Raw genomic sequence first — 26609 nt, forward strand, 5'->3', positions numbered from 1 at the left:
CGACCCCAAGCCGTTCGTCTGGACCAGAACCGCCGACGAGATCCTGAACAACCTCGCCACATACTGCGGCCGAATTAACGACTCAGGACACTAGCGCGGGTGCCCTCGGTGGGTGCTGGCGGGGGGTCACGCTCGCCCCTCGGGGCGACCACTGGCAAGCCTGCCCGTCCCGGCGGACACGGCTACCGACGGGCCGGGCGTACTGTCGACGGCCACCGACGGGTCGGCGTGCTGTCGACGGCTACCGACGGCTACCGACGGGTCGGCGGCGGCGGCCGTTCGGTGCCGTCGAGCCAGGCGGCGAAGAGGTCGTCGAGCTGCCGGCCGGCGACCCGCTCCGCGGTGGCCACGAACTCGGCGGTGGTGGCGTTGCCGTCCCGTTTCTCCGCCGCCCAGGTCTTCAGGAGGCGGAAGAACGCCTCGTCGCCGACGGCCACCCGCAGCGCGTGCACGGTCATCCCACCGCGCTGGTAGACCGACTCGCCGAACAGGTTCGCCACCCCCGGCCGCCCCGGCGGCACCTGCCAGATCCGGTCGGACGACGTGGCGTACCGCTGCTCGAACGCGGCCTGCGCGGTGCCCCGGCCCTGGTGCTCCGCCCACAGCCACTCGGCGTACGTGGCCAGCCCCTCGTTGAGCCAGATGTCCTCCCAGCGGGCCAGCGAGACGCTGTCGCCGAACCACTGGTGGGCCAGCTCGTGGGCGACCACCCCGGTGTTCTCCCCGGAGCGGAAGAAGCCGGCCGAGTAGACCGGCCGACTCTGCGTCTCCAACGCGTAGCGGATCCGGGGATCGTCGACCACCACCCCGCCGTACGCGCCGAACGGGTACGGCCCGAAGACGCTCTCCAGGTAGTCGGCGACCTCGACGGTGCGGGCGATCGACTCGTCCGCGGCACCCCGGGGCAGGGTGGTGGCGACCGCGCTGAACACCGGCCGTCCCTTGTGCTCGGCGGTGCTGGTGCGGTACCTCCCGATCACCACCGTGCTCAGGTAGCTGGCCATCGGGGCGGCCTCGGACCAGCGCCAGGTGGTCCACCCACCCGGTGCCGGACGCTGCCCCTCCGGTACCCCGTTGGCGACCGCGACCAGCCCCTTCGGCACGGTGATCTCGAAGTCGTAGGCGGCCTTGTCGGAAGGGTGGTCGTTGACCGGGAACCAGGTGCTCGCCGACTCCGGCTGGCCGAGCGCGACCGCCCCGTCGGCGGTGTGCAGCCAGCCGCCCTCGCCGATCGCCTCGTTGCGCAGCGCCACCGGCCGGCCGTCGTAGCCGACCTCGACGGTGAAGGCGGCACCGGAGCGGACCGACGCGGCGGGGGTGACCACCAGCTCGGCGCCCTCCCGGGCGTGCCGGGCGGGCCTGCCGTCGACGGTCACCCGACGCACCGTCAGACCGGCCAGGTCGAGGTGGAACAGCGGGAGGTCGGCGGTGGCGGTGGCCCGCACGGTGGCGGTGCCGGCCAGCTTGTCGGTGGCCGGGTCGTAGCGCACCTTCAGGGTGTACCGGTCGACGTCGTAGCCGCTGTTGCCGGCGGTCGGGAAGTACGGGTCGCCGACGCCGGCCGGGCCGGGCGGCACGCTCGGGCTCTTCGTCGGGACCGGCCGGGGAGCCTCCCGGGGCGTCGGGTCGGCGGTGCACCCCGCGAGGCCGAGCGCCCCGACCACCAGCAGACCGACACCGCGCCGCATCCGGCCCATGGTCACCGTCCCCCCGTTCGCCGTCCGCGGCAGCCTACCGACCGGGCTCGCCGCCCGCGCCCCGGCGGACACCGCCCGGCGGGCGGGCAGCCACCGGTCCCGCGCCCGCCCGGCGGTCAGGGCAGGGCGGGGGCGGCGCCGCCGACCAGCCAGGCGTCGAGCAGCGGACCCAGCGGACGGCCGGCGACCCGCTCGGCGTACCCGACGAAGTCGGCGGTGGTGGCGGTGCCGTCGCGGCGCTCGGCGGTCCAGCCGCGCAGGATCCGGAAGAAGGTCTCGTCGCCGACGCTGCGGCGCAGGGCGTGCACCGCCAGGGCCCCGCGCCGGTAGACCGCGCTGCCGAAGAGGTCGGCCCGGCCCGGGTCGACCGAGGGTTTCGACCAGTCGGTGACCGCGTACTGGCGGGCGAAGGCGCGCTGGGCGGTCGGGCCGCCGGTGTGTTCCGCCCACAGCCACTCGGCGTAGGTGGCGAAGCCCTCGTTCAGCCAGATGTCGCTCCACCGGGCCAGCGAGACGCTGTCGCCGAACCACTGGTGGGCCAGTTCGTGGGCGACGACCGACTCGTCCGGCTGGCCGGCCCGGAAGAAGCCGGGCCCGTAGACCGGGCGGGACTGGGTCTCCAGCGCGTACCCGATCCGTTCGTCGGCGACCGCCACCCCGCCGTACGCGTCGAACGGGTACGGCCCGAAGCGGCTGGCCAGGAAGTCGGCGATCACCCCGGTACGGGCGATCGAACGGGCCGCCGGGCCGTCGGCGGGCAGCCCGGCGGCGACCGCGGTGACCATCGGCCGGCCGGCGTGGGTGCCGGTCTCGACCCGGTAGTCGCCGATCACCAGGGTGGTCAGGTAGCTGGCCATCGGCGCGGACTCGGTCCACCGCCAGGTCGTCCAGCCGTCCGCGCTGTCGCGCTCCCCCGGCACCCCGTTGGCGATGGCGGCGAGCCCGTCCGGGACGGTCGCCTCGACGGCGTACGTCGCCTTGTCGGACGGGTGGTCGTTGACCGGGAACCAGGTGGCGGCCGAGTCGGGCTGGCCGAGCGCGATGGCGCCGTCGGCGGTGTGCAGCCAGCCGGTACGACCGAGCTGACGGTCGGCGACGGCGGTGGGCACCCCGGCGTAGTCGACCTCCACGGTGAACCCGGCACCCCGGCGCAGCCCGTGGCGCGGGGTGACCACCAGTTCGTCGCCGTCGCGCCGGTGTCGGGCCGGCGTGCCGGCGACGGCGACCCGGGAGACGGCCAGCCCGACCAGGTCCAGGTTGAACCGGGAGAGCGCGGCGGTGGCCGTGGCGGTGACGCTGGCGTGGCCGGTCAGCCGGTCGGTGGCCGGGTCGTAGCGCACCTTCAGCCGGTACGCCGAGACGTCGTAACCGCCGTTGCCGTGCCCGGGGACGTACGGGTCCCCGACGTCGGCCGCCCCCGGACGGAAGTCGTCGTCGTGACCGGTGCAGCCGCCGGCCAGCAGCACCACGACGGCGGTGAGCAGGGCCGTCCCGGGCAGCGGGCGACGCCGGGCCGGTGCCCGGCCGGTACGGGCGCTCGTCGTGCCGTCCATCGGGACGAGCCTAGCCAGGGCCGGGCCGGGGCGCGGCGGATCGGCCGCTCCGGGGGCGGCCGGTCAGCCGGCCCCGGAGCGGCGGTCAGCGGTCAGCGGTCGAGGACCAGACCGACCTTCTGGAACTCCTTCAGGTCGCGGTAGCCGCACTTGGCCATCGCCCGGCGCAGGCCGCCGAAGAGGTTGAGCTGGCCGTCCGGCTCGTCGGCCGGGCCGAAGAGCAACTGGTCCATCGAGCCGAGCGGTTCGCCGGCCACCTCGAACGCGCCGCGCGGCAGCGAGGGGTGGCTGGCCGCCGAGTGCCACCAGGCGCCGCCGGCCGGGGCCTCCGCGCAGAGCGACAGCGGCTCGCCGAGCATCACCGCGTCCGCACCGCAGCCCAGCGCCTTGGCGATGTCGCCGGAGGTCTGGATGTCGCCGTCGGCGATCAGGTGGACGTACCGGCCGCCGGTCTCGTCCAGGTAGTCCCGGCGGGCCGCGGCGGCGTCGGCGATCGCGGTGGCCATCGGCACCCGGATGCCGAGCACCGACTCGGTGGTCGACCACTCGTCGCCGCCGATGCCGACGATCACGCCGGCCGCGCCGGTCCGCATCAGGTGCAGCGCCGTCTTGTAGTCGGTGCAGCCGCCGACGACCACCGGCAGGTCGAGGTCGGCGATGAACTCCTTGAGGTTCAGCGGCTCGTCGGTGGTCGAGACGTGCTCGGCCGAGACGATGGTGCCCTGGATGACCAGGATGTCCACGCCCGCGTCCAGGATCACCGGGGCCAGCGCCAGCGTGTGCTGCGGGGAGACCCGGACGGCCACCGTGCTGCCACCGGCCCGCAGCTCCCGCACCCGCTCGGCGATCAGGTCGGGGCGGAGCGGCTCGGCGTAGACCTCCTGGAGCCGCTTGGTCGCCCGGGCGTCCTCGCCGAGACCGGCCAGCTCCTCCAGGATCTTGCTCGGGTTCTCGTACCGGGTCCAGAGACCCTCGACGTTGAGCACGCCGAGGCCGCCGAGCTGGCCGAGGCGCACCGCCGAGGCGGGGCTCATGGTGGCGTCCGACGGGTGCCCGACACAGGGGATGCCGAACTGGTACGCGTCGAGCTGCCAGCCGGTGGAGACGTCGTCGACGTCCCGGGTCCGGCGGCTCGGCACGATGGCGATGTCGTCCAGGTGGTAGCCGCGCTGCGCGGTCTTGCCCAGCCCGATCTCGACCACGTCACGCATGGGGACTCCAGGTGGTTGGGGGTGGTGGGTCAGCGGGTGTGGTAGTTGGGCGCCTCGACGGTCATCTGGATGTCGTGCGGGTGGCTCTCCTTGAGCCCGGCCGCGGTGATCCGGATGAGCTGGCCCCGGCGGTGCAGGTCGGGGATGTTCTCCGCGCCGGCGTACCCCATCGCCAGCCGCAACCCGCCGATGAGCTGGTGGGCCACGCGGGACAGCGGGCCCCGGTAGGGCACCTGACCCTCCACGCCCTCCGGGACCAGCTTGTCGTCGCTGAGCACGTCCTGCTGGAAGTAGCGGTCCTTGCTGTACGACTTGGCCTGCCCCCGGGACTGCATCGCACCGAGCGAACCCATGCCGCGATACGCCTTGTACTGCTTGCCGTTGACGAAGATCAGCTCGCCGGGGCTCTCCTCGCAGCCGGCCAGCAGGCTGCCGAGCATCACCGTGTCGGCACCGGCCACCAGGGCCTTGGCGATGTCGCCCGAGTACTGGATGCCACCGTCACCGATCACCGGGACGCCGGCCGGGCGGGCGGCCCGGGCCGCCTCCATGATCGCGGTGATCTGCGGCACACCGACCCCGGCGACGATCCGGGTGGTGCAGATGGCACCCGGGCCGACGCCCACCTTGACGCCGTCGGCACCGGCGTCGACCAGCGCCTTCGCGCCGGCGTAGGTGGCCACGTTGCCGCCCACGATGTCGATCGTGACGTCCTTCTTGAGCCGGCGGACCATCTCCAGCACGGCCCGCTGGTGGCCGTGCGCGGTGTCCACGATCAGCACGTCGACGCCCGCGTCGACCAGCGCGCGGGCCCGCTTGTAGGCGTCCTCGCCCACGCCGATGGCGGCGGCGACCCGGAGCCGGCCCGCGTCGTCCTTGCTGGCGTCCGGGTACTGCTCGCTCTTGGTGAAGTCCTTGACGGTGATCAGGCCACGCAGCCGGCCCGCGCCGTCCACGATCGGCAGCTTCTCGACCTTGTGCTGGCGCAGCAGCGCCAACGCGTCGTCCTTGCTCACCCCGACCGGGGCGGTGACCAGCGGCGTCCGGGTCATGATCGCGTGCACCGGGGTGGCCGGGTCGGAGACGAAGCGCATGTCCCGGTTGGTGACGATGCCGACGAGCTGGCCGTCGCCGTCGACCACCGGGACGCCGGAGATGCGGTACCGGCCGCACAGCTCGTCGACCTCGCGCAGGGTGTCGTCGGGGCTGGCCGTCACCGGGTTGGTGATCATGCCGGACTCGGAGCGCTTGACCAGGTCGACCTGGAGGGCCTGGTCCTCCAGGGAGAGGTTGCGGTGCAGCACGCCGATGCCGCCCTGGCGGGCCATCGCGATCGCCATCCGGGCCTCGGTGACGGTGTCCATCGCGCTGGACAGCAGCGGGACGGTCAGCTCGACGTTGCGGGTGAGCCTCGTCCGGGTGTTGACCCGGCTGGGCACCACGTCCGACTCGCCGGGCTGGAGCAGCACGTCGTCGAAGGTCAGCCCGAGCGGCACCACCCGGGCCGAGCCGGCGGGCAGCTCCGGCAGGTGGCCCCCCAGCTCGCCGTGGTCGGCGCCGGCCGGAAGATCGGTGCTGGGCGAATTCTCCACGATTGCTCCCCTGAGCTGCTCGGACGGGCTTCAGCGAGGCGGCGCGCGCGGGCACCGGCGCACGCCGGGGTGACGGCGAGTCGCTTCATCGTACCCATTGAGCAGGGCCGCACCTGTCGGCGACCGGCCGCCGTCGGCAGCGCCACAGCGACCGCCGGGGGGACGCGTGCCCCGGGGGTTGGGGTCTACGGTGAGGGGGTGCACGACGAGCCCATCGACCCCTTCAACGGCGACCCGGCCGATCCGGCAGCGGGGCTGGACGATCCGGGCGACGACGCCGCGCTCGACCCGCTGACCGAGGTCGAGCGGCAGGACGTCCTGGAGGACCTGGCCGATCTGGAGATCTACCAGGCCCTACTGGCACCGATCGGGGTACGCGGGCTGGTCATCGAGTGCGAGGACTGCCGCGAGCCGCACTACTTCGACTGGGACCTGCTCCGGGGCAACCTGCGCCACCTGCTCAGCTCCGGCCGCCCCCGGGTGCACGAGCCGGCCTACGACCCCGACCCGGACCACTACGTCACCTGGGACTATGCCCGTGGTTACGCCGACGGGGTGCACGACACCCTGACCGAGGCCACCGAGGGCGACACCGACCCGGACGACTGACCGACCGGGCGGGGCGCGGACGACCACCGGGGTCATGGCCGGGCGGGCCGCCCCAGGTCGTGGCGGGCGGGCCGGCGGGGTTCAGGCCACCAGGCCGGCGCGGAAGCCGGCGGCCACCGCGTGCGCCCGGTCCCGGGCCCCGAGCTTGCGGAACAGCCGGCGGGCGTGCGTCTTGACGGTGTCCTCCGAGACGAAGAGCTCCCGGCCGATCTCCGCGTTGCTCTTGCCCTCGGCCATGCCGAGCAGCACCTGGAGTTCCCGTTCGGTCAGCCCGACCGGGCTCCGGCCGCTCCGCGCCCCGGGGGCCGACCGCTGTCCGGGGCCGGCCGGGGCCGGCTCGGCCGTACCGGCCTCGGTCTCCCCCTCGCCCTCGTCGTCACCGCGCTGCACGGGAACCACCGACGGCCCGCCGCCCGGTCCCTCGGCCGACGCCGGGGACCAGGCCGCTCCCGGCGTACGGCCGGCGGGCCGGGGCGGCGCACCGACCGCGGCGGTGTCCCGCGCGGGGTCGGCCACCCGGTGCCGGGCGGCCCGGCCGGGTGCGGAGAGCAGCAGCAGGGCCTTCGCCACCGCGCTGGTCAGATCGTGGTCGGCGCCCTGGATCAGCCCCCGGGCGCCGGCGTTGATGGTGGCCGCCGCCGCCTCCGACTCCTCGGTGCCGAGCAGCAGCACCGCCGCCTGCGGGGCGCGGGCCAGCACCCGCCGGACGAAGCCGGCGCTGTCCGGCCGGGTGAGCGCCGTGTCGGCGAGCACCACGTCGACCGGGCGCTCGGCGAGGCGCAGCATCACCTCGGGATCGGAGACGGCCGTCCGGACGACCGCGGCAAGGCCGAGCCGCGCCGCCGCCTTGGTCAACTGCTGTGCGGCGAGCGGTGTCCGAACGCACACGAGAACAGTACGCACTGTGGTCTCCTCTCCGGACACGAGCAGACCATGGCGGGGTCCACCGGGGAGGAGGTTCCGGGCAATCCTCCGAACTTTTCCGACATCTGGGGCATTTGCCGCATGTTGTCCGAGCTTTTCGATCTCAGACGTGTGAGTCGACCACCACCCGGGTACCGAGGACCCAGGCCGGACACGCGGTACGCCAGCGCGGACCACAGCCGGATGCCGGTGCAACGAGGATCTCCGCGGTGCCGCGCGGGAGGAGGGGTGCTGATGTCGAACGTACGTAGACTGCCCGGACCCATCGTCGACCTGTGGGACTGGCAGCGTCTCGGTGCCTGCCGGGGCAAGGACAGCGCCCAGTTCTTCCACCCGGACGGCGAGCGCGGCTCGTCCCGGCTGCGCCGGGAGTCCAACGCGAAGGCCGTCTGCCGGGCCTGCCCGGTACGCGCCGAGTGCGCGGCGCACGCCCTGTCGGTCCGCGAGCCGTACGGGGTGTGGGGCGGCTTCAGCGAGTCCGAGCGGCTGCGACTGCTCGCGCTCGGCTGGGAGGACCTGGCCGACCGCCGGCAGACCCGGGTCGACGTGGCCCGCCTGGAGAACCGCCTCGGCAGCCCGCACCGGACGACGGTGCCGGCCCAGCGCAAGATCGCCTGACCGCCACCCGCAGACCTCGCCGACGCCGCGTCCCACACCAGCGGACGCGGCGTCGGCGCGTCAGCGGACGGTCACCCCCACCGAGTGCCAGCCGGTCGCCCCGTCCGGCTCGACCGGGCGGCGCAGGGCGGTCTGCGTCTGCCCGGTGCGGTCCGTCGAGCGCACCTGGAGGGTGTGCTCGCCGGGTGTCGCCCGCCACCGCCAGGACCACTGCACCCAGGTGTCCACCGACACCGTCGGGGCGAGCGTCGCCTCCTGCCAGGGGCCGCCGTCGACCCGGACCTCCACCCGGCTGATCCCCCGGTGCTGGGCCCAGGCCACCCCGGCCACCGTCACCTCGCCGGCGGTCAGCCGGTTCCGGGTCCGGGGCACGTCGATCCGGGACTGCGTCTTCACCGGCCCCTGCGCCGACCAGCCGCGCGGCACCCAGTACGCGTCGAAGTCGGCGAAGCTGGTCAGCTCCAGCTCGGTGACCCACTTGCAGGCCGACACGTAGCCGTAGAGGCCGGGCACCACCATCCGCACCGGGAAGCCGTGCTCGACCGGCAGCGGCTCACCGTTCATGCCGACCGCGAGCAGCGCGTCCCGCCCGTCCCGCAGCACGGCGGTGGGGGTGCCGCAGGTCCAGCCGTCGACCGAACGCCCGACCACCTGGTCCGCGCCCTCCTCCGGCTCGGCCTCGTCGAGCAGTTCCCTGATGGGTACGCCCAGCCAGCGGGCATTGCCGATCAGGTCCCCGCCCACCTCGTTGGAGACGCAGGCCAGCGTGACGTACCGCTCGACCATCGGGCGGGCGAGCAGGTCGGCGAAGCTCAGCTCGATCGGGTTGCGGACCCGGCCGTGGACGCGCAGCCGCCAGGTCTCCGGGTCCACCTGCGGCACCACCAGCGCGGTGTCGATCCGGTAGAACCCGCTGTTCGGCGTGGTGTACGGGGCGAGCTGGGCCAACGACAGGTCGGCCCCGGCCGGCACCACCGGGGCCACCGCCGACGGGGTGGGCAGCGCGACCGCGTTCCGGGCCGCCGAGACGCCCCGCCGGCCGGCCAGCCAGTGCCCGCCCCACCCGGCCACGGCAGCCGCACCGGCCAGCGCCCCCACGCCGCGCAGGAAGCGCCGCCGGGACTCGGGATCGGTGCGCTCCAGCGGCTCCCACCCGGCGTCCGCACCGGCCGACGCCACCCCGGCGACGACCCCGGGCACGGGCTTACCACCGGGCACGGGCTCGACGGCGGGCACGGGCTCGACGGCGGGTGGCGGCGGGGTGGGCGGGTGCCACGGCCAGGGGTCGAGCTGCAACGGACCGGCCAGCAAGGCCCAGAGCACCAGCCCACCCAGGGCCGCCCCGACCAGCGAGGGAAGCGCGTCGGCGGCGTCCGCGCCGGCCCGGGTCAGCGCGGCGGCGACCCCGCCGGCGGCGAACACCGCGATGCCGGCCAGCCCGGCCCGGAGCCGCCGCGCGGCGAGCACGCCGAGCCCGGCGGCGAAGGCCGCCAGCAGCAACGCCGTACCGACCAGCAGGGCGGTCTTGTCGTACCTGCCGAAGACTGCGATGGCGAACTGCTTGAGCGGCTCGGGGACCACGTCGACGACGAACCCGCCGACCGCGATCAGCGGGGCGGACCGTGGCCCGGTGAGGACGGCGACCGGCTCGGCGACACCGATGGCCACGGCGGCGGCGGTGATCCCGGCCAGCGCGGCGAAGCGGCGAGGGGTGGTGCGCATCGGACCAGTGTTGTCGATCGGACGCCCGGCCCGCCAACGACGGTCGCGTTCCGTGATCGCGTCCCGGACGCGTCAGGGCGCGCCGTCACCGGGACGGCGCGCCCTGAGCTGTGCCGTACGACCGGGTCAGAAACCCGGGCCGTGCTGGTGGCCGTGACCGTGGCCGTGTCCACCGGCGGCGGCCGGCTCCGGCTTCTCCGGCTTCTCCACCACGAGGCTCTCGGTGGTCAGCAGCAGGCCGGCGATCGACGCGGCGTTGGTGACCGCGTTGCGGGTCACCTTCACCGGGTCGATGATGCCGGCCTTCACCAGGTCGACGTACTCGCCGACGGCGGCGTCGAGGCCGTGGCCCCACTCCTTGTCGGCGACCTTCTGCACCACCACGTAGCCGTCGTGGCCGGCGTTCTGGGCGATCCAGCGCAGCGGCTCGACCAGCGACTTGCGCACGATCGAGACACCCACCTTCTCGTCACCGGTGAGGCCCAGGTCGTCGTCGAGCACCGACTGGATCTGGGTCAGCGCGGCACCGCCGCCGGGGACCGTGCCCTCCTCGACCGCGGCCTTGGTCGCGGCGATGGCGTCCTCGATGCGGTGCTTGCGCTCCTTCATCTCGACCTCGGTCGCCGCGCCCGCCTTGATCACCGCGATGCCGCCGGAGAGCTTCGCCAGCCGCTCGGCCAGCTTCTCCCGGTCCCACTCGGAGTCCGAGGCCTCGATCTCCTTGCGGATCTGGGCGACCCGGTCGGCGACCTCGGCGGACTGGCCGCCGCCGTCGACGACCGTGGTGTTCTCCTTGTCGACCACGACCCGTCGGGCGGTGCCGAGCACCTCCAGGCCGACCTGGTCGAGCCGGTAGCCCAGCTCGGGGGCGACCAGCTCGGCACCGGTCAGGACCGCCATGTCCTGGAGCATCGCCTTACGGCGGTCGCCGAAGCCGGGGGCCTTGACCGCGCAGACCTTGAGGGTCTTGCGGATCGCGTTGACCACCAGGGTCGACAGCGCCTGGCCCTCGACGTCCTCGGCGACGATCAGCAGCGGCTTGTTGTTCTGGAGAACCTTCTCCAGCAGCGGCAGCAGCTCCTCGATCGCCGAGATCTTCTGCGTGGTGATGAGGATGTACGGGTCCTCCAGGACCGACTCCTGCGACTCCGCGTCGGTGACGAAGTTCGGCGAGATGAAGCCCTTGTCGAACTGGAGGCCCTCGGTCACCTCCAGCTCGGTGGTGAGCGCGGAGCCCTCCTCGACGGTGATGACGCCGTCGCGACCGACCTTCTCCATCGCCTCGGCGATCAGCTCGCCGATGGTGGCGTCCTGCGCGGAGATCGTCGCCACGTGCGCGATCGACTCCCGGTCGGCCACCTCGACGGCCCGGCCGAGCAGCGCCTCGGAGACCTTGGTGGCCGCCGCGTCGACGCCCCGCTTGAGGCTGGTCGGGTTGGCCCCGGCGGCCACGTTGCGCAGGCCCTCGCGGACCATCGCCTGGGCCAGCACGGTCGCGGTGGTGGTCCCGTCGCCGGCGACGTCGTTGGTCTTGGTCGCCACCTCCTTGACCAACTGCGCGCCGAGGTTCTCGTACGGGTTGGTGAGCTCGATCTCCTTGGCGATGGTCACACCATCGTTGGTGATCGTGGGCGCACCGAATTTCTTGTCCAGGACGACGTTGCGCCCGCGCGGGCCGAGGGTGACCTTGACCGTGTCCGCGAGGGCGTTGACACCGTGCTCCAGCAGGTGCCGGGCGTCGTCCGAGAAGCTCAGGATCTTCGCCATGAATGTCCCTTCGAAGCGACGTCGCCCCGGCCCGGCGAGCCGGACCGGGGCGACGACACTGGAATCGGTTGGTTACTTCTCGATGACCGCGAGAACGTCACGGGCGGAGAGCACCAGGTACTCCTCGCCGGCGTACTTGATCTCGGTGCCGCCGTACTTCGAGTAGAGGACGGTGTCGCCGACCTTGACGTCGAGCGGCACGCGGTTGCCCTTGTCGTCGATCCGGCCCGGGCCGACAGCGAGGACGGTGCCCTCCTGCGGCTTCTCCTTGGCGGTGTCGGGGATCACGATGCCCGACGCCGTGGTGGTCTCAGCCTCGTTCGCCTGGACCACGATCCGGTCCTCGAGCGGCTTGATCGCAACCTTGGTCGCGGTAGTCACGGGCATACCCTCCTGGGGTACTTGGTTTCGTTGCCGGTCGAGAGTCCGACCGGCGTCAATCTGCCACATGCCACCGGGCGGGGCCGTCGTCGCGGGTGCCGGTCCGCCTGGCGTTCAGCACCCGGACCGGATGATCCGGGAGCTGGCACCCTCAGGGTGAGAGTGCTAATCGCAGGTTATTCCTCGGCTAGCACTCCGTCAAGGAGAGTGCCAGCCCGCCGCCCGGCGCGTCGCCCCCGCCGGGGACAATGGCGGGGTGGATCTCGACCAGTTCGCCGCCCTGCGTACCCCCGAGGGGTCGGCCGCGCTCGCCGCGGCGACCGAGGTGGCCGGCGGTGACCCGCTGGTCGCGGCGGCGGCGCTGCGGTCGCGTGGCGTGCCGGCCGGGCTGGCCGCCGCCGCGCTGACCCAGGCCGAGCTGCGCCGCCGGGCGGTCGGCAAGTTCGGCCCGGAGGCGGCGGCGATGTTCCTCACCCGCGCGGGCCTGGAGCAGGCCACCCGCCGGCCGGTCGCCGACCGGCGGGCCGCCCGGCTGGCCGCCGCCGGGGTACGCACCCTCGCCGACCTGGGTTGCGGCCTCGGCGCGGACGCGCTCGCCGCCGCCCGGGCCGGCATCCGGGTGTACGGCGTGGAGGCCGATCCGGTCACCGCGGCGACAGCCGCCGCGAACGCCGGTGCGGCCGGGCTGGCCGACCTGTTCACCGTGACGGTCGGCGACGCGACCACGTTCGACGTGACCGGGGTGGACGCCGCCTTCTGCGACCCGGCGCGACGCCGGGCGGGCACCGGGCGGCGGATCTTCGACCCGAACGCCTACTCCCCGCCGTGGGACTTCGTCACCGGGCTGGCCGCGCGGGTGCCGCACCCGGTGGTGAAGGTGGCCCCCGGCATCGACCACGCGCTGATCCCGGCAGGCGCCGAGGCGGAGTGGGTCAGCGTGGACGGCGACCTGGTGGAGGCGACGCTGTGGTGCGGCCGGCTGGCCGGGGTGCCCCGGCGCGCGACGGTGCTGCGGCCGGGGCCGGCCGGCGGGCACCCCGCCGCCGAGGCGCACGAGCTGACCGGCGCGGGTGACGCGGAGGCGGCGGTCGGCCCGGTACGGCGGTACCTGTACGACCCGGACGGCGCGGTGGTCCGCGCCCACCTGGTCGCCGAGCTGGCCGACGTGCTGGGCGCGACGCTGGCCGACCCGAGCATCGCCTACCTGTACGCGGACACCCCGGTGGCGACCCCGTTCGGGCGCTGCCTGGAGGTCACCGACGTGCTGCCGTTCTCGCTGAAGCGGCTGCGCGCGCTGCTGCGGGAGCGTCGGGTCGGCCGGGTGGAGATCCTCAAGCGGGGCTCGGCGCTGGAGCCGGAACGGCTGCGCCGCGACCTGCGGCTGGCCGGTGAGGCGCCGGCCAGCCTGGTGCTGACCCGGGTCGCCGGAGCACCGACGGTGCTGGTCTGCCGGCCGCTCGCGGACGGCGTCGCGGCGGGTTAGCGTGAGCCGCATGGCGGGACGGGGCACTCCGGCGACGGCGCTGCTGGCACAGCGGAAGATCGCGCACAGCACCCACCCGTACGACGTGTCGCCGGACGCGCCGAACTACGGCGCGCTGGTCGCGGCGGCGCTCGGGGCGCCGCCGGAACGGGTGTTCAAGTCACTGGTCACCGAGGTGGACGGGGCGCTGACGGTGGCCGTCGTCCCGGTCACCGGCGAGCTGGACCTCAAGGCGCTGGCGGCGGCCTGCGGCGGCAAGCGCGCCACGATGGCCGACCGGGTGGCCGCCGAGCGGGCGACCGGTTACGTGCGGGGCGGGATCAGCCCGCTCGGCCAGCGGCGGCGGCTGCCCACGGTGCTCGACTCCTCGGCGCTGACCCACCAGACCATCTACGTCTCGGCCGGCCGCCGTGGCTTGCAGCTCCAACTCGCCCCGACCGATCTGGTCGCCCTCACCGGGGCCGTCACGGCCCCGCTCGGCACTGCCTGACCGACCCGTCCCGGCGAGTCGTGACCGGCGTGTCGCGGCAACAGTTCCGGGTCGGCGGGAGCGCTGCCGGACCGGCACGGGGAGCGCTTCCAGGGGGAGTGTCCTGGGAGTGACGACCGCGTTGCTGAATTGTTACTGCCGCCAACAAACTTCCGAACTCGGCAGTCTTGCGTGTGGGATGTGAGCGGGAATACGTTGCCGGACACAACAAACACCGCCACCACTCTTCCCCCACCACCGAAAGGACCCGTGCACATGCGCAAGGGCTTCCTCACCTTCGCCGCCGTCGGCGTGTTGGCCACCGGCAGCATGGCCGCCTGCGGCGACGGCTCCGGCGACCAGGCCGGCGGTTCCGACAGCAAGACCCCGAAGATCGGCGTGATCCTGCCGGACAGCAAGTCCTCCGCCCGCTGGGAGGGCGCGGACCGCAAGTTCCTGGAGGAGGCGTTCAAGGCCGCCGGCGTCCAGTACGACATCCAGAACGCGCAGGGCGACAAGACCCAGTTCCAGACCATCGCCGACCAGATGATCACCAACGGGGTCACCGCCCTGATGATCGTCAACCTGGACTCCGGCACCGGCAAGGCCGTGCTCGACAAGGCCAAGTCGCAGGGCGTGGCCACCATCGACTACGACCGGCTCACCCTGGGCGGCTCCGCGCAGTACTACGTCAGCTTCGACAACGAGGCCGTCGGCAAGCTCCAGGGCGAGGGCCTGGCCAAGTGCCTCACCGACAAGGGCGCCAAGAACCCGGTCGTCGCGTACCTCAACGGCTCGCCGACCGACAACAACGCCACCCTGTTCAAGAACGGGTACGACTCGGTGCTCAAGCCGAAGTTCGACTCGAAGGAATACACCAAGGGCCCGGACCAGGCCGTCCCGGAGTGGGACAACGCGCAGGCCGCGACGATCTTCGAGCAGCAGCTCACCTCGGCCAACGGCAAGATCGACGGCGTGCTCGCCGCCAACGACGGCCTCGGCAACGCGGCCATCTCGGTGCTGAAGAAGAACAAGCTCAACGGCAAGGTCCCGGTGACCGGCCAGGACGCCACCCCGCAGGGCCTACAGAACATCCTCGCCGGTGACCAGTGCATGACCGTCTACAAGGCGATCCGGGAGGAGGCGAAGGCCGCCTCCGACCTGGCCATCGCACTCGCCAAGGGGGAGAAGAAGGAGACCGGCCAGACGGTCAAGGACCCGGAGGGTGGCCGGGACGTGGCCGCCGTGCTGCTCACCCCGAAGGCCATCTACAAGGAGAGCGTCAAGGACGTCATCGCCGACGGCTTCGTCACGAAGGACGAGGTCTGCGCCGGGGCGTACGCCAAGCTCTGCGCCGACGCCGGCGTGAGCTGACCCGTACCCACCCCCGCTCCCGGCGGCGTCGCCCGGCACGGTTGTCACGTGCCGGGCGACGCCCCGCCGTCGGACGGGCTCCGAGACCTCCCCTCCGCGCAAAGGAGACCCCCGTGTCCGCGACCCCCCTGCTGGAATTGCGCGGGATCGACAAGAGCTTCGGTCCCGTCCAGGTGCTGCGCGACGTCGCCCTCGCCGCCCACCCCGGTGAGGTGACCGCGCTGGTCGGCGACAACGGTGCCGGCAAGTCGACCCTGGTCAAGTGCATCAGCGGCATCTACCCGACCGACTCCGGCGAGTTCCTCTTCGAGGGCCGTCCGGTCACCATCAACAGCCCCCGGGACGCCGCCGCGCTCGGCATCGAGGTCGTCTACCAGGACCTCGCGCTCTGCGACAACCTGGACATCGTGCAGAACATGTTCCTCGGTCGGGAGAAGCGCAGCGGGATCGTGCTCGACGAGCCCACCATGGAGCAGCTCGCCGCCGAGACCCTGGCCGGGCTCAGCGTCCGCACGGTCAAGTCCCTGCGGCAGCACGTCTCCAGCCTCTCCGGCGGCCAGCGGCAGACCGTGGCCATCGCCAAGGCGGTGCTCTGGAACAGCAAGCTGGTCATCCTCGACGAGCCGACCGCCGCGCTCGGCGTCGCCCAGACCGCCCAGGTGTTGGAGCTGGTCCGCCGGCTCGCCGACCGGGGTCTGGCCGTGGTGCTGATCTCGCACAACATGAACGACGTCTTCGCCGTCTCCGACCGGATCGCCGCGCTCTACCTCGGGCAGATGGTCGCCCAGGTGAAGACCATCGACATCACCCACTCGCAGGTGGTCGAGCTGATCACCGCCGGCCGCTCGGGCTCCCTCGGCCTCGCCGAGTCGGGTGCCGGCAACGCCGGTAACGCCACGGGGTCCACCGACACCACCTCGGGAGCCGTCCGATGACCACCACCGCCGTCAAGCAGGAGGGCCCGGCGTCGGTCACACCGCCGGCCACCGTCGGCAGCCACGCCCGCAACTACTGGGGTCGGGTCCGCGGCGGCGACATCGGCGCCCTCCCCGCGGTGCTCGGCCTGATCGTGCTCTGCACGGTCTTCTCGATCATGCGACCGTCGTTCCTCTCCGCCGGCAACTTCGCCAACCTGTTCACCCAGGGCGCCGCGGTCACCCTGATCGCGATGGGGCTCGTCTTCGTCCTGCTGCTCGGCGAGATCGACCTCTCCGCCGGCTTCGCCAGCGGCGTCTGCGCGGCCATCCTGGCCAACGTCGCCACGGTGCTCGGCTACCCGTGGTACGTGGCGGTGCTCGCCGCCATCGCCACCGGCGTCGTCATCGGCACCGCCCTCGGCCTGCTGGTCGCCAAGGTCGGCATCCCGTCCTTCGTGGTCACCCTCGCCGGTTTCCTCGCCTTCCAGGGCATCGTGCTGATGCTGATGAAGGAGGGCAGCAACATCTCGGTGCGCGACGACGTGCTGGTCGCCATCGCCAACCGCAACCTGCCCCCGGTGATCGGCTGGCTGCTCGCCGTCCTCGGCGTCGGCGGGTACGCCGCCGTGCAGCTCCTCCAGCACCGCACCCGCGCCACCCGAGGTCTGGTCACCGACCCGGTGGCCGTGGTGCTGGGCCGGATCCTCGCGCTGGCGGTCATCCTCGGCACCGCCGTCTACGTGCTCAACCTGGAGCGCAGCCGCAACGTCCTGGTCAGCTCGCTCAAGGGCGTGCCGATCGTGGTGCCGGTCATCGCGGTGCTGCTGATCGCCTGGACCTTCGTGCTCCAGCGGACCAGCTACGGCCGGCACGTCTACGCCGTCGGCGGCAACAAGGAGGCCGCCCGGCGGGCCGGCATCGACGTGGACCGGATCCGCATCTCGGTCTTCGTGATCTGCTCGGCGATGGCCGCCGTCGGCGGCATCGTCGCCGCCAGCCGGGCCAACTCCGTCGACCCGAACACCGGGGGCAGTAACGTACTGCTGTACGCCGTGGGCGCGGCGGTGATCGGTGGCACCAGCCTCTTCGGCGGCAAGGGCCGTGTCCTCGACGCGGTGCTCGGTGGCGCCGTGGTCGCCGTCATCGACAACGGCATGGGCCTGATGGGTTACAGCTCGGGAGTCAAGTACGTGGTGACGGGTGTGGTGCTGCTCCTCGCGGCCAGCGTGGACGCGCTGTCCCGCCGGCGTACCGCGTCCACCGGCACGCGCTGACCGCGCGCCACGCTGAGCGGCGGGGACACGGAGTGCCAGGAACGATGCGGGTAGGACCGAGCCAGGACGAGATCCGGCGGCAGAACCTCGGTGCGTTGCTGCGGCACGTGCACGTGCACGGCGCCACCTCCCGTGCCGAGCTCACCAACACCCTCGGGCTCAACCGCAGCACCATCGGCGCGCTCACCGCCGACCTGGCCGGCGTCGGTCTGGTCAGCGAGGGGACACCGAAGGAGACCGGTCGGGCCGGACGGCCGTCGCTGGTCGTCCGGCCCGAGTCGGCCCGGGTCTACGCGTACGCGTACTCGATCGAGGTGGACCGGCTGCGGGCCGCGCGGGTCGGTCTCGGCGGTGAGGTGCTGGACCGCCACGACCTGGACCGGCCGCGTGGCCTGGACGCCGGGGAGACCGCGCCGCTGCTGGCCGGCGCCCTCAAGCAGATGCGCGAGCGGGTGCCGGCGGGGTCGATCTGCGTCGGTGCCGGGGTCGCCGTCTGCGGCATGGTCCGCAAGGCGGACGGGCTGGTCCGGCTCGGCCCGTCCACCGGGTGGGTGGACGAGCCGATCGGCGGCGCGCTCGCCGACGAACTGGGCGTGGACGTGCCGGTCACGGTCGGCAACGTGGCCGACGTGGCCGCGTTCGCCGAGCACGCCCGGGGCGTCGCCGCCGGCTGCGACAACGTCATCTACCTGTACGGCGACGTCGGCGTGGGCGCCGGCATCATCGCCGGGGGCCGGCGGCTGACCGGCCACGGCGGGTACAGCGGCGAGGTCGGGCACATGGTGGTGGTGCGGGACGGCACGCCCTGCGAGTGCGGCTCCCGGGGCTGCTGGGAGACCGAGATCGGCGAGCACGGGCTGCTCCGGGCCGCCAGCCGCTCCGACGCCCGGGGCCGGGACGCGCTGCTGGCCGTCTTCGACGCGGCCGACCGCGGTGACGCCCGTGCCCAGACCGCGGTACGGCAGGCCGGCGACTGGCTCGGGTTCGGGGTGGCCAACCTGGTCAACATCTTCAACCCCGAGATGGTCATCTTCGGCGGCACCATGCGGGACCTCTACCTGGCCGCCGCCGCCCAGGTCCGCAGCCGGCTCAACCAGATCGGGCTGCCCGCCTGCCTGGAGCACGTCCGGCTGCGCACCCCCAAGCTCGGTGACGACGCCGCGCTGATCGGCGCGGCCGAGCTGGCCTTCGAGCGCCTCCTCGCCGACCCCCTCGACGTCGGCTGAGTCGCCACTCAGCACTTCCTGAGTCCCGGTGAACTGATCGGCCCGGTGATCCGTACCAGTGGACGGACGGGCAGCCTGCGGGTCGCTGCCCCGCAGGACAGATCGGCCCGGACCGAGGAGGCACCGCAGCATGGCACCGCTGGAATCCGCACGTCGTCGGCGAGGGCACCGGACCCACCGGGTGGCGGTGCTGCTCGTCACGCTCCTGGCCGGGCTCGTCGTCCTGCCCGGCATGGCCGTCGCCGCACCCGGCTCCCAGTTGAACGCCGCCGACATGACGCTGCTCAACGGCGTCCGGCTCGCCGGCCTGTGGGAGATGCCGGCCGGCCAGATGGCCGCCGAGAAGGGCCAGTCCGCCAAGGTACGGGAGGTCGGGGCGGAGATCGCCCGGCAGCACGGGGTCCTCGACGAACTGGTGGTCCAGGCCGCCAACAAGCTGGGCACGACCCTGCCGACCGATCCCAGCGCCGAGCAGAAGGGGTGGCTGGCCGAGATGCAGGCCGCCACCGGCGCCCAGTTCGACCAGATCTTCGTGACCCGGCTCCGGGTGGCCCACGGCAAGATCTTCCCGGTGATCGGCGCGGTCCGGGCCAGCACCCGGGACGCCACCGTCCGCAAGCTCGCCGACGAGGCCAACAAGTTCGTCAACGACCACATGGCGATGCTGGAGAGCACCGGGCTGGTCCGCTGGCAGCAGATGCCCCCGGCCGCGCTGCCTCCCGCGCAGAGCGACTCGCTGATCGCCGCGGCGCAGGCCGGCGCCACCTCCGGGCCGTCGATCGCGGCCAGCACCACCGTGGTCTGGGCGGTGTTCCTGCTCGCGCTCGGCACCGGTGGCTACGCCACCTGGCGGATCATGCGCCGGAGCTGACCTGACGCCGGTACGGACGGCCCGGGGCGGTACGCCTCGGGCCGTCGCCGGATCAGCGGTCGACCTGGGTGAAGTCCCAGGAGTGCGGGGGTCGGGCCACCAGCGTGGCCGGTGGCTCCGGCAGGGCGCGCGGCCCGCTGCGCCACTTCGAGATCACCACCACCCGGTGGTCGGTGGACGAGAAGACCTCGCTGGACAGGTGCAGCGGGTCGTGCTCGAACTCGGGCAGCGCGGTCTCGCACACCCAGGTGATCAGGTCGGCGACGCCGTACGGCTCCGCCCGCGCCTCCCACATCCGCACGATCACGTCGGCCGTCCCTCCCGTCACACGCTGACCGTGGTCAGCGGCATCGCCGAGTCGGCGGGCAGGTCCAGCCGGCTCGGCGCCACCCCGGCGGCGACCAGGTGCGCGCCGAGCGCCGCCACCATCGCCCCGTTGTCGGTGCAGAGCCCCGGCCGGGGCACCCGGACCCGGACGCCGTACTTCTCCGCCCGCTGCTCGGCCATCGCCCGCAGCCGCGAGTTGGCCGCCACTCCCCCGCCGATCACCAGCGTGTCCACCCCGTGCGCCCGGCACGCGGCGAGCGCCTTGGCGGTGAGCACGTCGCAGACCGCCTCCTGGAAGGACGCGGCCACGTCGGCCACCGGCACCGGCTCGCCGGCCCGCTGCCGCCCCTCCACCCAACGCGCCACCGCCGTCTTCAACCCCGAGAAGGAGAAGTCGTACCGGTGCGCGGCGAGGTCCTTCGCGGCGGTGAGGCCACGCGGGAAGCCGATCGACGCCGGGTCACCGGCGCGCGCCTCCCGGTCGATGTACGGGCCACCGGGGAACGGCAACCCGAGCAGCCGGGCCACCTTGTCGAACGCCTCCCCCGCCGCGTCGTCGATGGTCGCCCCGAGCGGGGTGACCCCCCGGGCCAGGTCGTCCACGAGCAGCAGCGAGGAGTGCCCGCCGGAGACCAGCATGGCGATCGCCGGCTCGGGCAGCGGGCCGTGCTCCAGGGTGTCCACCGCGACGTGCGCGGCGAGGTGGTTCACCCCGTACACCGGCTTCTCGGCGGCCAGCGCGTAGCCCTTGGCGGCGGCCACCCCGACCAGCAGGGCACCGGCCAGGCCGGGACCGGAGGTGACCGCGATCGCGTCGATGTCGGCGATGGTCACCCCCGCCTCCCGCAGCGCCCGGTCCATGGTCGGCACGATGGCCTCCAGGTGGGCGCGGCTGGCGACCTCGGGCACCACCCCGCCGAACCGGGCGTGCTCGTCCACACTGGAGGCCAACGCGTCGGCGAGCAGGGTGTGCCCGCGCACGATGCCCACGCCGGTCTCGTCGCAGGAGGTCTCGATGCCGAGGATCAGGGGTTCGTCAGCCATGGCTCCTCAGTCCTGGTCGCGCCGCATGACCAGCGCGTCGGTGTTGCTCGGTTGGTAGTAGCCGCGGCGCACGCCGATCGGCTCGAAGCCGTACGCCGCGTAGAGCCGCTGGGCGGGGGCGTTGTCGGCGGCGACCTCCAGCAGGACGCTGCCCGCGCCCCGCCGGGCCGCCTCGGCCAGCAGGTCCGTCAGCAGGGCCCGGCCCACCCCACGCCGCTGGGCGTCCCGGCGGACCGCGATGTTCTGCACCCACGCCTCGCCGCCCACTTCGCCGCCCGGCTCGACGGTCAGCCCGGCGTAGCCCAGCAGGCCACCGTCGGCGTCCAGGGCGACCCGGTAGTGGTGCCCGCTGGCCAACTCGTTCCAGAACATGGCCGCCGACCACTGCTCGGCGCCGAAGAGGTCCGCCTCGATCGGCAGCACCTCGTCGATGTGCCACCAGCGGAACCGGTCGAGTCGCACGGTCACGGCAGCACCGGCTTGCGGGCCGTCGCGGCCACCGCGTCCGGCCGGCGCAGGTACAGCGGGGTGAGCGCCTCGGTCGGCGCGCCGGCCCGGATCCGCTCGGCGGCCAGGGTGACCAGCGCGGCGGGGTCCGGGTAGCGGGGTTCGGCGCGCAGCGGCAGGCCGAGCACGTCGGCGTAGCGGTGGGCGCCGTCCCCCACCGCCCCGGTGACGGCCAGGTCGCGGGCGCGGGCGGCGGCGACCGCCGGGGCGTCCACGTCCGGCCCGGCGATCCGCTGACCCGCGCCGTCGTAGACCGCCCAGTAGACCTCCCGGCGGCGGGCGTCGCCGGCGGCCAGCACCGGCTCGCCGGCCGCCGCCGGGTGGCCGATGCCGTCCAGCGAGCAGACACCGTACGTGGGGATGCCGAGCACCTGGCCCATGGTGGCCGCGGTGACCAGCCCCACCCGGAGCCCGGTGAACGGGCCGGGCCCGAGGCCGGCGACGATCGCGGCGAGGTCACCCGGCCTGGCGTCGGCGTCGGTGAGCACCGCGTCGACGTGCGGGGCGAGCAGTTCGCCGTGGGCCCGCGCGTCGACCGTGCACCGGTACGCGCGCAATGCGACGCCGTCCGCCGTGACCTCGGCCAGCGCCGCGGTCACCGCGGGGGTCGAGGAGTCCACCACCAGTACGAGCACGGTAAGCCAGCCTAGCCGTCCGCCCGTGACACCCGGTCACACCCCGCCCGCTGGCCCTCGCCCCCTCAGCCTCCGGCTCCGACCCCGGCTCACTCCCACGACCCCGGCTCCGGGGCCCGGGCCGGCACACATGCCACGACCCGGGACCGGGCCTCGGCTCATCACCCACGTGTCTCGGCGAGCGATATGCCGGTGAGGCATAAACATGCCAGAGCGGCATATCGCTCACCCCGACACACCATCATGCGAAGATGCCCGAGAGTAGTCGCCTCGCCACCGAGATCGCCACGACCCTCCGCCGGGAACGCGAGTCCCGGAGGATCACCCAGCAGCAGTTGGCAGACCGGGCCGGGACGAGCCAGAGCGCCGTGGCCCGGTTCGAGCGGGGCGGCCGGGTGCCGGCGATTCCGCTGCTCGAACGGCTCTTCGCCGCCCTCGACCTGCAACTCGCCGTCACCGTCGAGGAGTTGGACAGCCCACCTCGACGCGCGGCTGGACGCCCTCGCCGCCCAGCCACTCGTCGACCGGATCGACGAGCTGAGCCTGGACCGCCTGCTGGACCGGCTGGGTGACCTGCCACACCTGCTGACCGGCAGCACCGCCGCGCTGCTCCAGGGCGCCCCGGTGCCGGCCGACGCGGTCGAGATCGCCGTCCGCTGGCGCGACTCCGCCCGGTTCACCGCCTGCGACCCGCGCGCCGCCGACCTGCTCCACCGCCACCGTCAGCGCCAGCGTGAGCGCCGGACCGCCGACCGGGCCGGATCAGCCGGCTGAGCGTTCCCACTCGATGGTGGGCAGACCGGCGTCGGCGAGCGCCTTGTTGGCGGCGCTGAACGGGCGGCTGCCGAGGAAGCCGCGCGGGTTCATCGGGCTCGGGTGGCCGGCCTCCAGCACCACGTGCCGGGGGTTGGTGACCAGGGCGGCCTTCTTGCGGGCGTACCCGCCCCAGAGCAGGAAGACCACCGGCTCGTCGCGGGCGTCCAGGGCGCGGATGGTGGCGTCGGTGAACTCCTCCCACCCCTTGTTGCCGTGCGAGCCGGGGCTGGCCTGGCGGACGGTGAGCACCGAGTTGAGCAGCAGCACCCCCTGCGCCGCCCAGCCGTCCAGGTTGCCGCCGCGCGGCTTCGGCACGCCCAGGTCCTCGCCCAGCTCCTTGAAGACGTTGCGCAACGACGGCGGCACCGACACCCCCTCACGCACGCTGAAGCTCAGCCCGTGCGCCTGCCCCGCCTTGTGGTACGGATCCTGCCCGAGGATCAGCACCCGGCACTGCTCCGGCCCGCACAGCCGGTACGCGGAGAAGAGGTCCTCGATCGGCGGGAAGACCGTGTGGGTGGCGTACTCCCGGGCGACGAAGTCGGCCAGCGCGGCCGTCCGGCCCGGGTCCAGGTGCGGGGTGAGCACGGCACGCCACGCCTCCGGCAGCAGCGCCAGCAGGTCGAGGGTGGGGGCGTCGTCGGGCATCGGCAACCTTTCGCAGTCGGTTTCCCCGGCACTGTAGGCAGCGGGTCTGACAACGCCCGGCACCGGGCCACGCCCTCCGCCGCCGCCCCGCGCCGGGCCCCGCCCTCCGCCGCCGCCCCGCGCCGGGCCGCCGCCCAGGCCGGGCCGCCGCTCCGACGGTGCGCCTGCGGACCGTCCGGTGTCGAACGCGGGCGGATCAGCGCAGGGGGGCCAGCCGCTGCGCCCAGTCGCCACCGACCGGCTCCAGCGCGACCAACCGGGTGTCGTCGTCCCGCCGGTCGATCCGCACCCGCAGGTGGGCGTCGACGAGTTGCTCGACCAGGCCCTCGCCCCACTCGACCACGGTCACCGAGTCGTCCACCGAGGCGTCCAGGTCCAGGTCGTCGATCTCGGCGCGCGGGTCGGTGGCGTCGCCCAGCCGGTACGCGTCGGCGTGCACCAAGGCCACCGTGCCGCCGCGCGCCGGATCGGGCCGGTGCACCCGGGCGATCACGAAGGTCGGCGAGGTGATGTCGCCGCGTACCCCGAGGCCGGCGCCGAGTCCCTGGGTCAGCGCGGTCTTGCCGGCCCCCAGCGGGCCGGTGAGCAGCAGCAGGTCACCGGCGCGCAGCAGCCCGGCCAGCCGGCGGCCGAAGGCGTGCGTGTCCTCGACCGTCGGCAGCGTGACGGTCACGGTCACAGCCCCTCCAGGAAACGTTCCAGTGCGGCGTTGACCTCGTCGGCGTGCTCCAGCATCACCACGTGCCCACTGTCGTGGATCTTGACGTACTCGGCGTGCGGGAGCCGGCGGACGATCTCCTCCGAGTGGGTCACCGGAGTGATCATGTCCTTGTCCCCCACCACTACCAGCACCGGTGTGCCGCTCAGCGCGGCCAGCGCCGGGAACCGGGAGTGGGTGGCGAGGGTCCGCAGGTAGCGGGTCACCGTGTCGGCCGAGGTACGGGAGTTCATCCGCTCGACGTACGACACCAGGCTCGGGCTCGGCTTCGGGGTGCCGAAGCCGTACCGGCGGGTCAGCAGCCAGGCCACGTTGGAGGTGGACTTCCGGGCCCGGTCGATCACCAGGCCGCCGTACCGGGTGGCGTTGCTCATCATGTAGAGCACCGGTGAGCCGACCCGGCCGAGCAGCGCCGGCGCGACCAGCTTGGTCTCGGCCAGCAGGCCGCCCGAGGTGGCCATCAGCACCGTGCCGACCACCCGGTCGCCGAACATCTCCGGGTACGCCTCGGCGAAGGCCATGATGGTCATCCCGCCCATCGAGTGACCCACCAGCACCAGCGGCCCCTCCGGGGCGGTCCGGTCGATCACCCGGCGCAAAGTGTGGCCCAGCGCGGCGAGGTCGTACTCGCCGGTCACCAACCGCCCCGACCGACCGTGCCCCGGCTGGTCGTACGCGACGATCCGGTAGTCGCCGCGCGCGGCGAGCAACTGGCGCTGGAAGTGGAACGTCCCCATGTCCAGGCAGAAGCCGTGCACCAGCACCACCGTCGGCTGCCCCTGGACCGGGCGGGTCGGCTCGACCACCTCGACGTGGATGTCGGTGCCGTCCGGCAGTTCCAGCCGGAACGCCTCGTCGTACCGCTGCGTGCCGAAGTCCTCACCGGCGTACGGGTCGGCGGGGTCGGCCTTGAGCCGGCGGATCAGCGCGCGTTCGGTGGCGACCCCGGCGGCCAGCCCGGCGGCGGCCACCCCCACCGCGGCCCCCACCACGCCGGCCACCTTCCCGGCGGCGCTCCTCGGCCGGGGCACCCGGAACCGGTGCGGGGCGCTCACCGGCGCTCGCCGTCGTAGACCCGGGGCACCCGGACCCCGCCGAACCGGGTGACGATCTCGTAGTTGATCGTGCCGACCGCCTCGGCCCAGTCGTCGGCGGTGGGCTCGCCGTCGACGCCGCTGCCGAACAGGGTGGCCACGTCACCGGCGGCCACCTCGTCCTCGCCGCAGTCCAGCACGAACTGGTCCATGCAGACCCGGCCGGAGATGGTGCGCCGCTTCCCGCCGAGCTGCACCGGGCCGACGTTGGAGGCGTGCCGGGGCACCCCGTCGGCGTAGCCGAGCGGGACCACCGCCAGGTTCGCCGCCGCCTCGGTGGTGTACGTGTGGCCGTACGAGACGCCGGTGCCGGCGGGGACCCGCTTGGTGAGCATCACCCGGGCCCGGGCGGTCATCGCCCGCCGCAGCCCGAACTGCGCACCGGCGACCGGCGACAGCCCGTACACGGCGATCCCGGGCCGGACCAGGTCGAAGTGGGTGTCCGGGCGGGTCAGGGTGGCGGCCGAGTTGGCCAGGTGCCGGTAGCGGGGGCGCAGACCCGCCCGCTCGACCATGTCCAGCCCCTCGTGGAAGACCGCCAACTGCCGATCGGTGGTGGGGTGGCCGGGCGAGTCCGCGTACACGAAGTGGCTCCACACCCCGACCACCTCGACCAGGCCGCCGGCCTGGGCCTTCGCGGCGGCCTCCAGCAGGGCCGGCCAGTCGGCGACGGTGGCCCCGCCGCGCGCCAGCCCGGTGTCGATCTTCAGGTGCAGCCGCGCCGGCCGGTCGGCGGCCCGACCCGCCTCGACCATCTCGTCGAGCTGCGGCAGGCTCGCGGCGGCCAGGTCCACCCCGGCGGCCACCCCCTCGTGCAGCGGCAGCCCCGGGTCGAGCAGCCAGGCCAGCACCGGCGCGGTGATCCCGGCCCGGCGCAGGGTCAGCGCCTCGTCGAGGGTGCACACCCCGAGCCAGTCCGCCCCGGCGTCGAGCGCGGCCCGGGCGGACGGGACCATGCCATGGCCGTACCCGTCGGCCTTCACCACCGCCATCAGCTCGGCGCTGGTGCCCGACCGGAGCCGGGCCACGTTGTCACGGATCGCGTCCAGATCGACGCGCACCTCGGCCTGCCACATACGCCCAGCCTACTTGCGTCAGTGATCAACCGGCCGACGGACGCGGACCGGAGCGC

At 73.7% G+C, this 26609-nt stretch carries 27 protein-coding genes; 11 read left to right on the forward strand and 16 right to left on the reverse strand.

Annotated elements, in window-relative coordinates:
- Window positions 1-251 precede the first annotated feature (251 nt).
- The 4 genes from ACIQG9_RS05950 to guaB form a co-directional block, all read right to left on the reverse strand.
- Window positions 252-1697, reverse strand: coding sequence for a M1 family aminopeptidase (locus ACIQG9_RS05950; RefSeq protein WP_400399265.1), 1446 nt, complete (start codon window positions 1695-1697; stop codon window positions 252-254).
- Window positions 1698-1813: 116 nt separating this feature from the next.
- Window positions 1814-3250 (reverse strand): M1 family metallopeptidase, encoded by a 1437-nt coding sequence (locus ACIQG9_RS05955; protein WP_400398807.1) that lies wholly within the window; start codon window positions 3248-3250, stop codon window positions 1814-1816.
- A 92-nt stretch (window positions 3251-3342) separates the two neighbouring features.
- Window positions 3343-4461, reverse strand: coding sequence for a GuaB3 family IMP dehydrogenase-related protein (locus tag ACIQG9_RS05960; RefSeq protein ID WP_400398808.1), 1119 nt, complete (start codon window positions 4459-4461; stop codon window positions 3343-3345).
- A gap of 29 nt (window positions 4462-4490) precedes the next feature.
- Window positions 4491-6053 carry an IMP dehydrogenase gene (gene guaB, locus ACIQG9_RS05965; RefSeq protein ID WP_400398809.1) on the reverse strand — a complete coding sequence of 521 codons (1563 nt, stop codon included), beginning with the start codon at window positions 6051-6053 and terminating at the stop codon, window positions 4491-4493.
- A gap of 198 nt (window positions 6054-6251) precedes the next feature.
- On the opposite strand from guaB, the gene ACIQG9_RS05970 reads away from it, so the two are divergent.
- On the forward strand, window positions 6252-6662 hold the full coding sequence (locus ACIQG9_RS05970) for a DUF5319 domain-containing protein (RefSeq protein ID WP_400398810.1): 411 nt from the start codon (window positions 6252-6254) through the stop codon (window positions 6660-6662).
- Window positions 6663-6743: 81 nt separating this feature from the next.
- On the opposite strand, the gene ACIQG9_RS05975 is transcribed toward ACIQG9_RS05970, so the two are convergent.
- Window positions 6744-7565 carry a response regulator transcription factor gene (locus ACIQG9_RS05975; RefSeq protein WP_400398811.1) on the reverse strand — a complete coding sequence of 274 codons (822 nt, stop codon included), beginning with the start codon at window positions 7563-7565 and terminating at the stop codon, window positions 6744-6746.
- 255 nt (window positions 7566-7820) lie between these two features.
- Between ACIQG9_RS05975 and ACIQG9_RS05980 the strand changes: the two genes are divergently transcribed.
- Window positions 7821-8204 (forward strand): WhiB family transcriptional regulator, encoded by a 384-nt coding sequence (locus ACIQG9_RS05980; RefSeq protein ID WP_400398812.1) that lies wholly within the window; start codon window positions 7821-7823, stop codon window positions 8202-8204.
- A gap of 60 nt (window positions 8205-8264) precedes the next feature.
- Here the strand turns inward: ACIQG9_RS05980 and ACIQG9_RS05985 are convergent, their stop codons facing one another.
- From ACIQG9_RS05985 to groES, 3 genes are all read right to left on the reverse strand, one after another.
- Entirely contained in the window at window positions 8265-9926 is a 1662-nt protein-coding gene (locus ACIQG9_RS05985; RefSeq protein ID WP_400398813.1) for a molybdopterin-dependent oxidoreductase, read from the reverse strand.
- A gap of 126 nt (window positions 9927-10052) precedes the next feature.
- Window positions 10053-11693, reverse strand: a complete 1641-nt coding sequence (gene groL / locus ACIQG9_RS05990) for a chaperonin GroEL (RefSeq protein ID WP_400398814.1) — start codon at window positions 11691-11693, stop codon at window positions 10053-10055.
- Window positions 11694-11765: 72 nt separating this feature from the next.
- Window positions 11766-12080 (reverse strand): co-chaperone GroES, encoded by a 315-nt coding sequence (gene groES, locus ACIQG9_RS05995; protein ID WP_084261531.1) that lies wholly within the window; start codon window positions 12078-12080, stop codon window positions 11766-11768.
- Window positions 12081-12330: 250 nt separating this feature from the next.
- Here groES and ACIQG9_RS06000 point away from each other — a divergent pair, with 250 nt between their 5' ends.
- The 7 genes from ACIQG9_RS06000 (at window position 12331) to ACIQG9_RS06030 (ending at window position 19688) form a co-directional block, all read left to right on the forward strand.
- On the forward strand, window positions 12331-13557 hold the full coding sequence (locus ACIQG9_RS06000) for a methyltransferase domain-containing protein (RefSeq protein ID WP_400398815.1): 1227 nt from the start codon (window positions 12331-12333) through the stop codon (window positions 13555-13557).
- Between the two features lie 10 nt (window positions 13558-13567).
- A complete protein-coding gene (gene ybaK / locus ACIQG9_RS06005; protein ID WP_400398816.1) occupies window positions 13568-14047 on the forward strand; it encodes a Cys-tRNA(Pro) deacylase in 480 nt (159 codons plus the stop codon).
- 255 nt (window positions 14048-14302) lie between these two features.
- Window positions 14303-15400, forward strand: coding sequence for a sugar ABC transporter substrate-binding protein (locus tag ACIQG9_RS06010; protein WP_400398817.1), 1098 nt, complete (start codon window positions 14303-14305; stop codon window positions 15398-15400).
- A 113-nt stretch (window positions 15401-15513) separates the two neighbouring features.
- Window positions 15514-16335, forward strand: a complete 822-nt coding sequence (locus tag ACIQG9_RS06015) for an ATP-binding cassette domain-containing protein (protein WP_400398818.1) — start codon at window positions 15514-15516, stop codon at window positions 16333-16335.
- Window positions 16332-17591: a sugar ABC transporter permease gene (locus ACIQG9_RS06020; protein ID WP_400398819.1), complete on the forward strand. Its 1260-nt coding sequence runs from the start codon at window positions 16332-16334 to the stop codon at window positions 17589-17591. The genes ACIQG9_RS06015 and ACIQG9_RS06020 overlap by 4 nt, the downstream gene beginning before the upstream one ends.
- 44 nt (window positions 17592-17635) lie before the next feature.
- A complete protein-coding gene (locus ACIQG9_RS06025) occupies window positions 17636-18817 on the forward strand; it encodes an ROK family protein (protein ID WP_400398820.1) in 1182 nt (393 codons plus the stop codon).
- Between the two features lie 130 nt (window positions 18818-18947).
- Window positions 18948-19688: a DUF4142 domain-containing protein gene (locus ACIQG9_RS06030; protein WP_400398821.1), complete on the forward strand. Its 741-nt coding sequence runs from the start codon at window positions 18948-18950 to the stop codon at window positions 19686-19688.
- Window positions 19689-19740: 52 nt separating this feature from the next.
- On the opposite strand, the gene ACIQG9_RS06035 is transcribed toward ACIQG9_RS06030, so the two are convergent.
- The 4 genes from ACIQG9_RS06035 to tsaB are packed head-to-tail and all read right to left on the reverse strand — an operon-like array spanning window position 19741 to window position 22201.
- A complete protein-coding gene (locus tag ACIQG9_RS06035; protein ID WP_400399267.1) occupies window positions 19741-19995 on the reverse strand; it encodes a hypothetical protein in 255 nt (84 codons plus the stop codon).
- A gap of 17 nt (window positions 19996-20012) precedes the next feature.
- A complete protein-coding gene (gene tsaD, locus ACIQG9_RS06040) occupies window positions 20013-21059 on the reverse strand; it encodes a tRNA (adenosine(37)-N6)-threonylcarbamoyltransferase complex transferase subunit TsaD (RefSeq protein ID WP_400398822.1) in 1047 nt (348 codons plus the stop codon).
- A 6-nt stretch (window positions 21060-21065) separates the two neighbouring features.
- Complete coding sequence (gene rimI, locus ACIQG9_RS06045) at window positions 21066-21521, reverse strand: ribosomal protein S18-alanine N-acetyltransferase (protein ID WP_400399269.1); 456 nt, start codon at window positions 21519-21521, stop codon at window positions 21066-21068.
- Window positions 21522-21523: 2 nt separating this feature from the next.
- Complete coding sequence (gene tsaB / locus ACIQG9_RS06050; protein ID WP_400398823.1) at window positions 21524-22201, reverse strand: tRNA (adenosine(37)-N6)-threonylcarbamoyltransferase complex dimerization subunit type 1 TsaB; 678 nt, start codon at window positions 22199-22201, stop codon at window positions 21524-21526.
- A gap of 251 nt (window positions 22202-22452) precedes the next feature.
- On the opposite strand from tsaB, the gene ACIQG9_RS06055 reads away from it, so the two are divergent.
- Together ACIQG9_RS06055 and ACIQG9_RS06060 are read left to right on the forward strand one after the other, a co-directional pair.
- Window positions 22453-22773, forward strand: coding sequence for a helix-turn-helix domain-containing protein (locus ACIQG9_RS06055; RefSeq protein ID WP_400398824.1), 321 nt, complete (start codon window positions 22453-22455; stop codon window positions 22771-22773).
- 52 nt (window positions 22774-22825) lie between these two features.
- Window positions 22826-22975 carry a hypothetical protein gene (locus tag ACIQG9_RS06060; protein ID WP_400398825.1) on the forward strand — a complete coding sequence of 50 codons (150 nt, stop codon included), beginning with the start codon at window positions 22826-22828 and terminating at the stop codon, window positions 22973-22975.
- Here the strand turns inward: ACIQG9_RS06060 and ung are convergent.
- The 4 genes from ung to alr form a co-directional block, all read right to left on the reverse strand.
- A complete protein-coding gene (gene ung / locus ACIQG9_RS06065) occupies window positions 22964-23665 on the reverse strand; it encodes a uracil-DNA glycosylase (protein ID WP_400398826.1) in 702 nt (233 codons plus the stop codon). The genes ACIQG9_RS06060 and ung overlap by 12 nt on opposite strands.
- Before the next feature lie 196 nt (window positions 23666-23861).
- The gene (tsaE, locus tag ACIQG9_RS06070; protein ID WP_400398827.1) at window positions 23862-24344 is read right to left on the reverse strand and encodes a tRNA (adenosine(37)-N6)-threonylcarbamoyltransferase complex ATPase subunit type 1 TsaE; all 483 of its coding nucleotides are present in this window, start codon (window positions 24342-24344) and stop codon (window positions 23862-23864) included.
- Window positions 24341-25438: an alpha/beta fold hydrolase gene (locus ACIQG9_RS06075; protein WP_400398828.1), complete on the reverse strand. Its 1098-nt coding sequence runs from the start codon at window positions 25436-25438 to the stop codon at window positions 24341-24343. The genes tsaE and ACIQG9_RS06075 overlap by 4 nt, the downstream gene beginning before the upstream one ends.
- A complete protein-coding gene (gene alr / locus ACIQG9_RS06080; protein ID WP_400398829.1) occupies window positions 25435-26553 on the reverse strand; it encodes an alanine racemase in 1119 nt (372 codons plus the stop codon). Before alr ends, ACIQG9_RS06075 begins: the two co-directional genes overlap by 4 nt.
- Window positions 26554-26609 lie beyond the last annotated feature (56 nt).

The organism is Micromonospora sp. NPDC092111 (assembly GCF_044755745.1).
In the GTDB taxonomy this organism is placed as follows: Bacteria; Actinomycetota; Actinomycetes; order Mycobacteriales; family Micromonosporaceae; genus Micromonospora.

Bases quoted from the DNA above. Each gene is read 5' to 3' on its own strand.
- ACIQG9_RS05950 (WP_400399265.1), bottom strand. From the start codon at position 1,697: ATGGGCCGGATGCGGCGCGGTGTCGGTCTGCTGGTGGTCGGGGCGCTC.
- ACIQG9_RS05955 (WP_400398807.1), bottom strand. From the start codon at position 3,250: ATGGACGGCACGACGAGCGCCCGTACCGGCCGGGCACCGGCCCGGCGT.
- ACIQG9_RS05960 (WP_400398808.1), bottom strand. From the start codon at position 4,461: ATGCGTGACGTGGTCGAGATCGGGCTGGGCAAGACCGCGCAGCGCGGC.
- ACIQG9_RS05980 (WP_400398812.1), top strand. From the start codon at position 7,821: ATGTCGAACGTACGTAGACTGCCCGGACCCATCGTCGACCTGTGGGAC.
- ACIQG9_RS05985 (WP_400398813.1), bottom strand. From the start codon at position 9,926: ATGCGCACCACCCCTCGCCGCTTCGCCGCGCTGGCCGGGATCACCGCC.
- groL (WP_400398814.1), bottom strand. From the start codon at position 11,693: ATGGCGAAGATCCTGAGCTTCTCGGACGACGCCCGGCACCTGCTGGAG.
- groES (WP_084261531.1), bottom strand. From the start codon at position 12,080: ATGCCCGTGACTACCGCGACCAAGGTTGCGATCAAGCCGCTCGAGGAC.
- ybaK (WP_400398816.1), top strand. From the start codon at position 13,568: ATGGCGGGACGGGGCACTCCGGCGACGGCGCTGCTGGCACAGCGGAAG.
- ACIQG9_RS06010 (WP_400398817.1), top strand. From the start codon at position 14,303: ATGCGCAAGGGCTTCCTCACCTTCGCCGCCGTCGGCGTGTTGGCCACC.
- ACIQG9_RS06020 (WP_400398819.1), top strand. From the start codon at position 16,332: ATGACCACCACCGCCGTCAAGCAGGAGGGCCCGGCGTCGGTCACACCG.
- ACIQG9_RS06025 (WP_400398820.1), top strand. From the start codon at position 17,636: ATGCGGGTAGGACCGAGCCAGGACGAGATCCGGCGGCAGAACCTCGGT.
- ACIQG9_RS06030 (WP_400398821.1), top strand. From the start codon at position 18,948: ATGGCACCGCTGGAATCCGCACGTCGTCGGCGAGGGCACCGGACCCAC.
- tsaD (WP_400398822.1), bottom strand. From the start codon at position 21,059: ATGGCTGACGAACCCCTGATCCTCGGCATCGAGACCTCCTGCGACGAG.
- ACIQG9_RS06055 (WP_400398824.1), top strand. From the start codon at position 22,453: ATGCCCGAGAGTAGTCGCCTCGCCACCGAGATCGCCACGACCCTCCGC.
- ung (WP_400398826.1), bottom strand. From the start codon at position 23,665: ATGCCCGACGACGCCCCCACCCTCGACCTGCTGGCGCTGCTGCCGGAG.
- alr (WP_400398829.1), bottom strand. From the start codon at position 26,553: ATGTGGCAGGCCGAGGTGCGCGTCGATCTGGACGCGATCCGTGACAAC.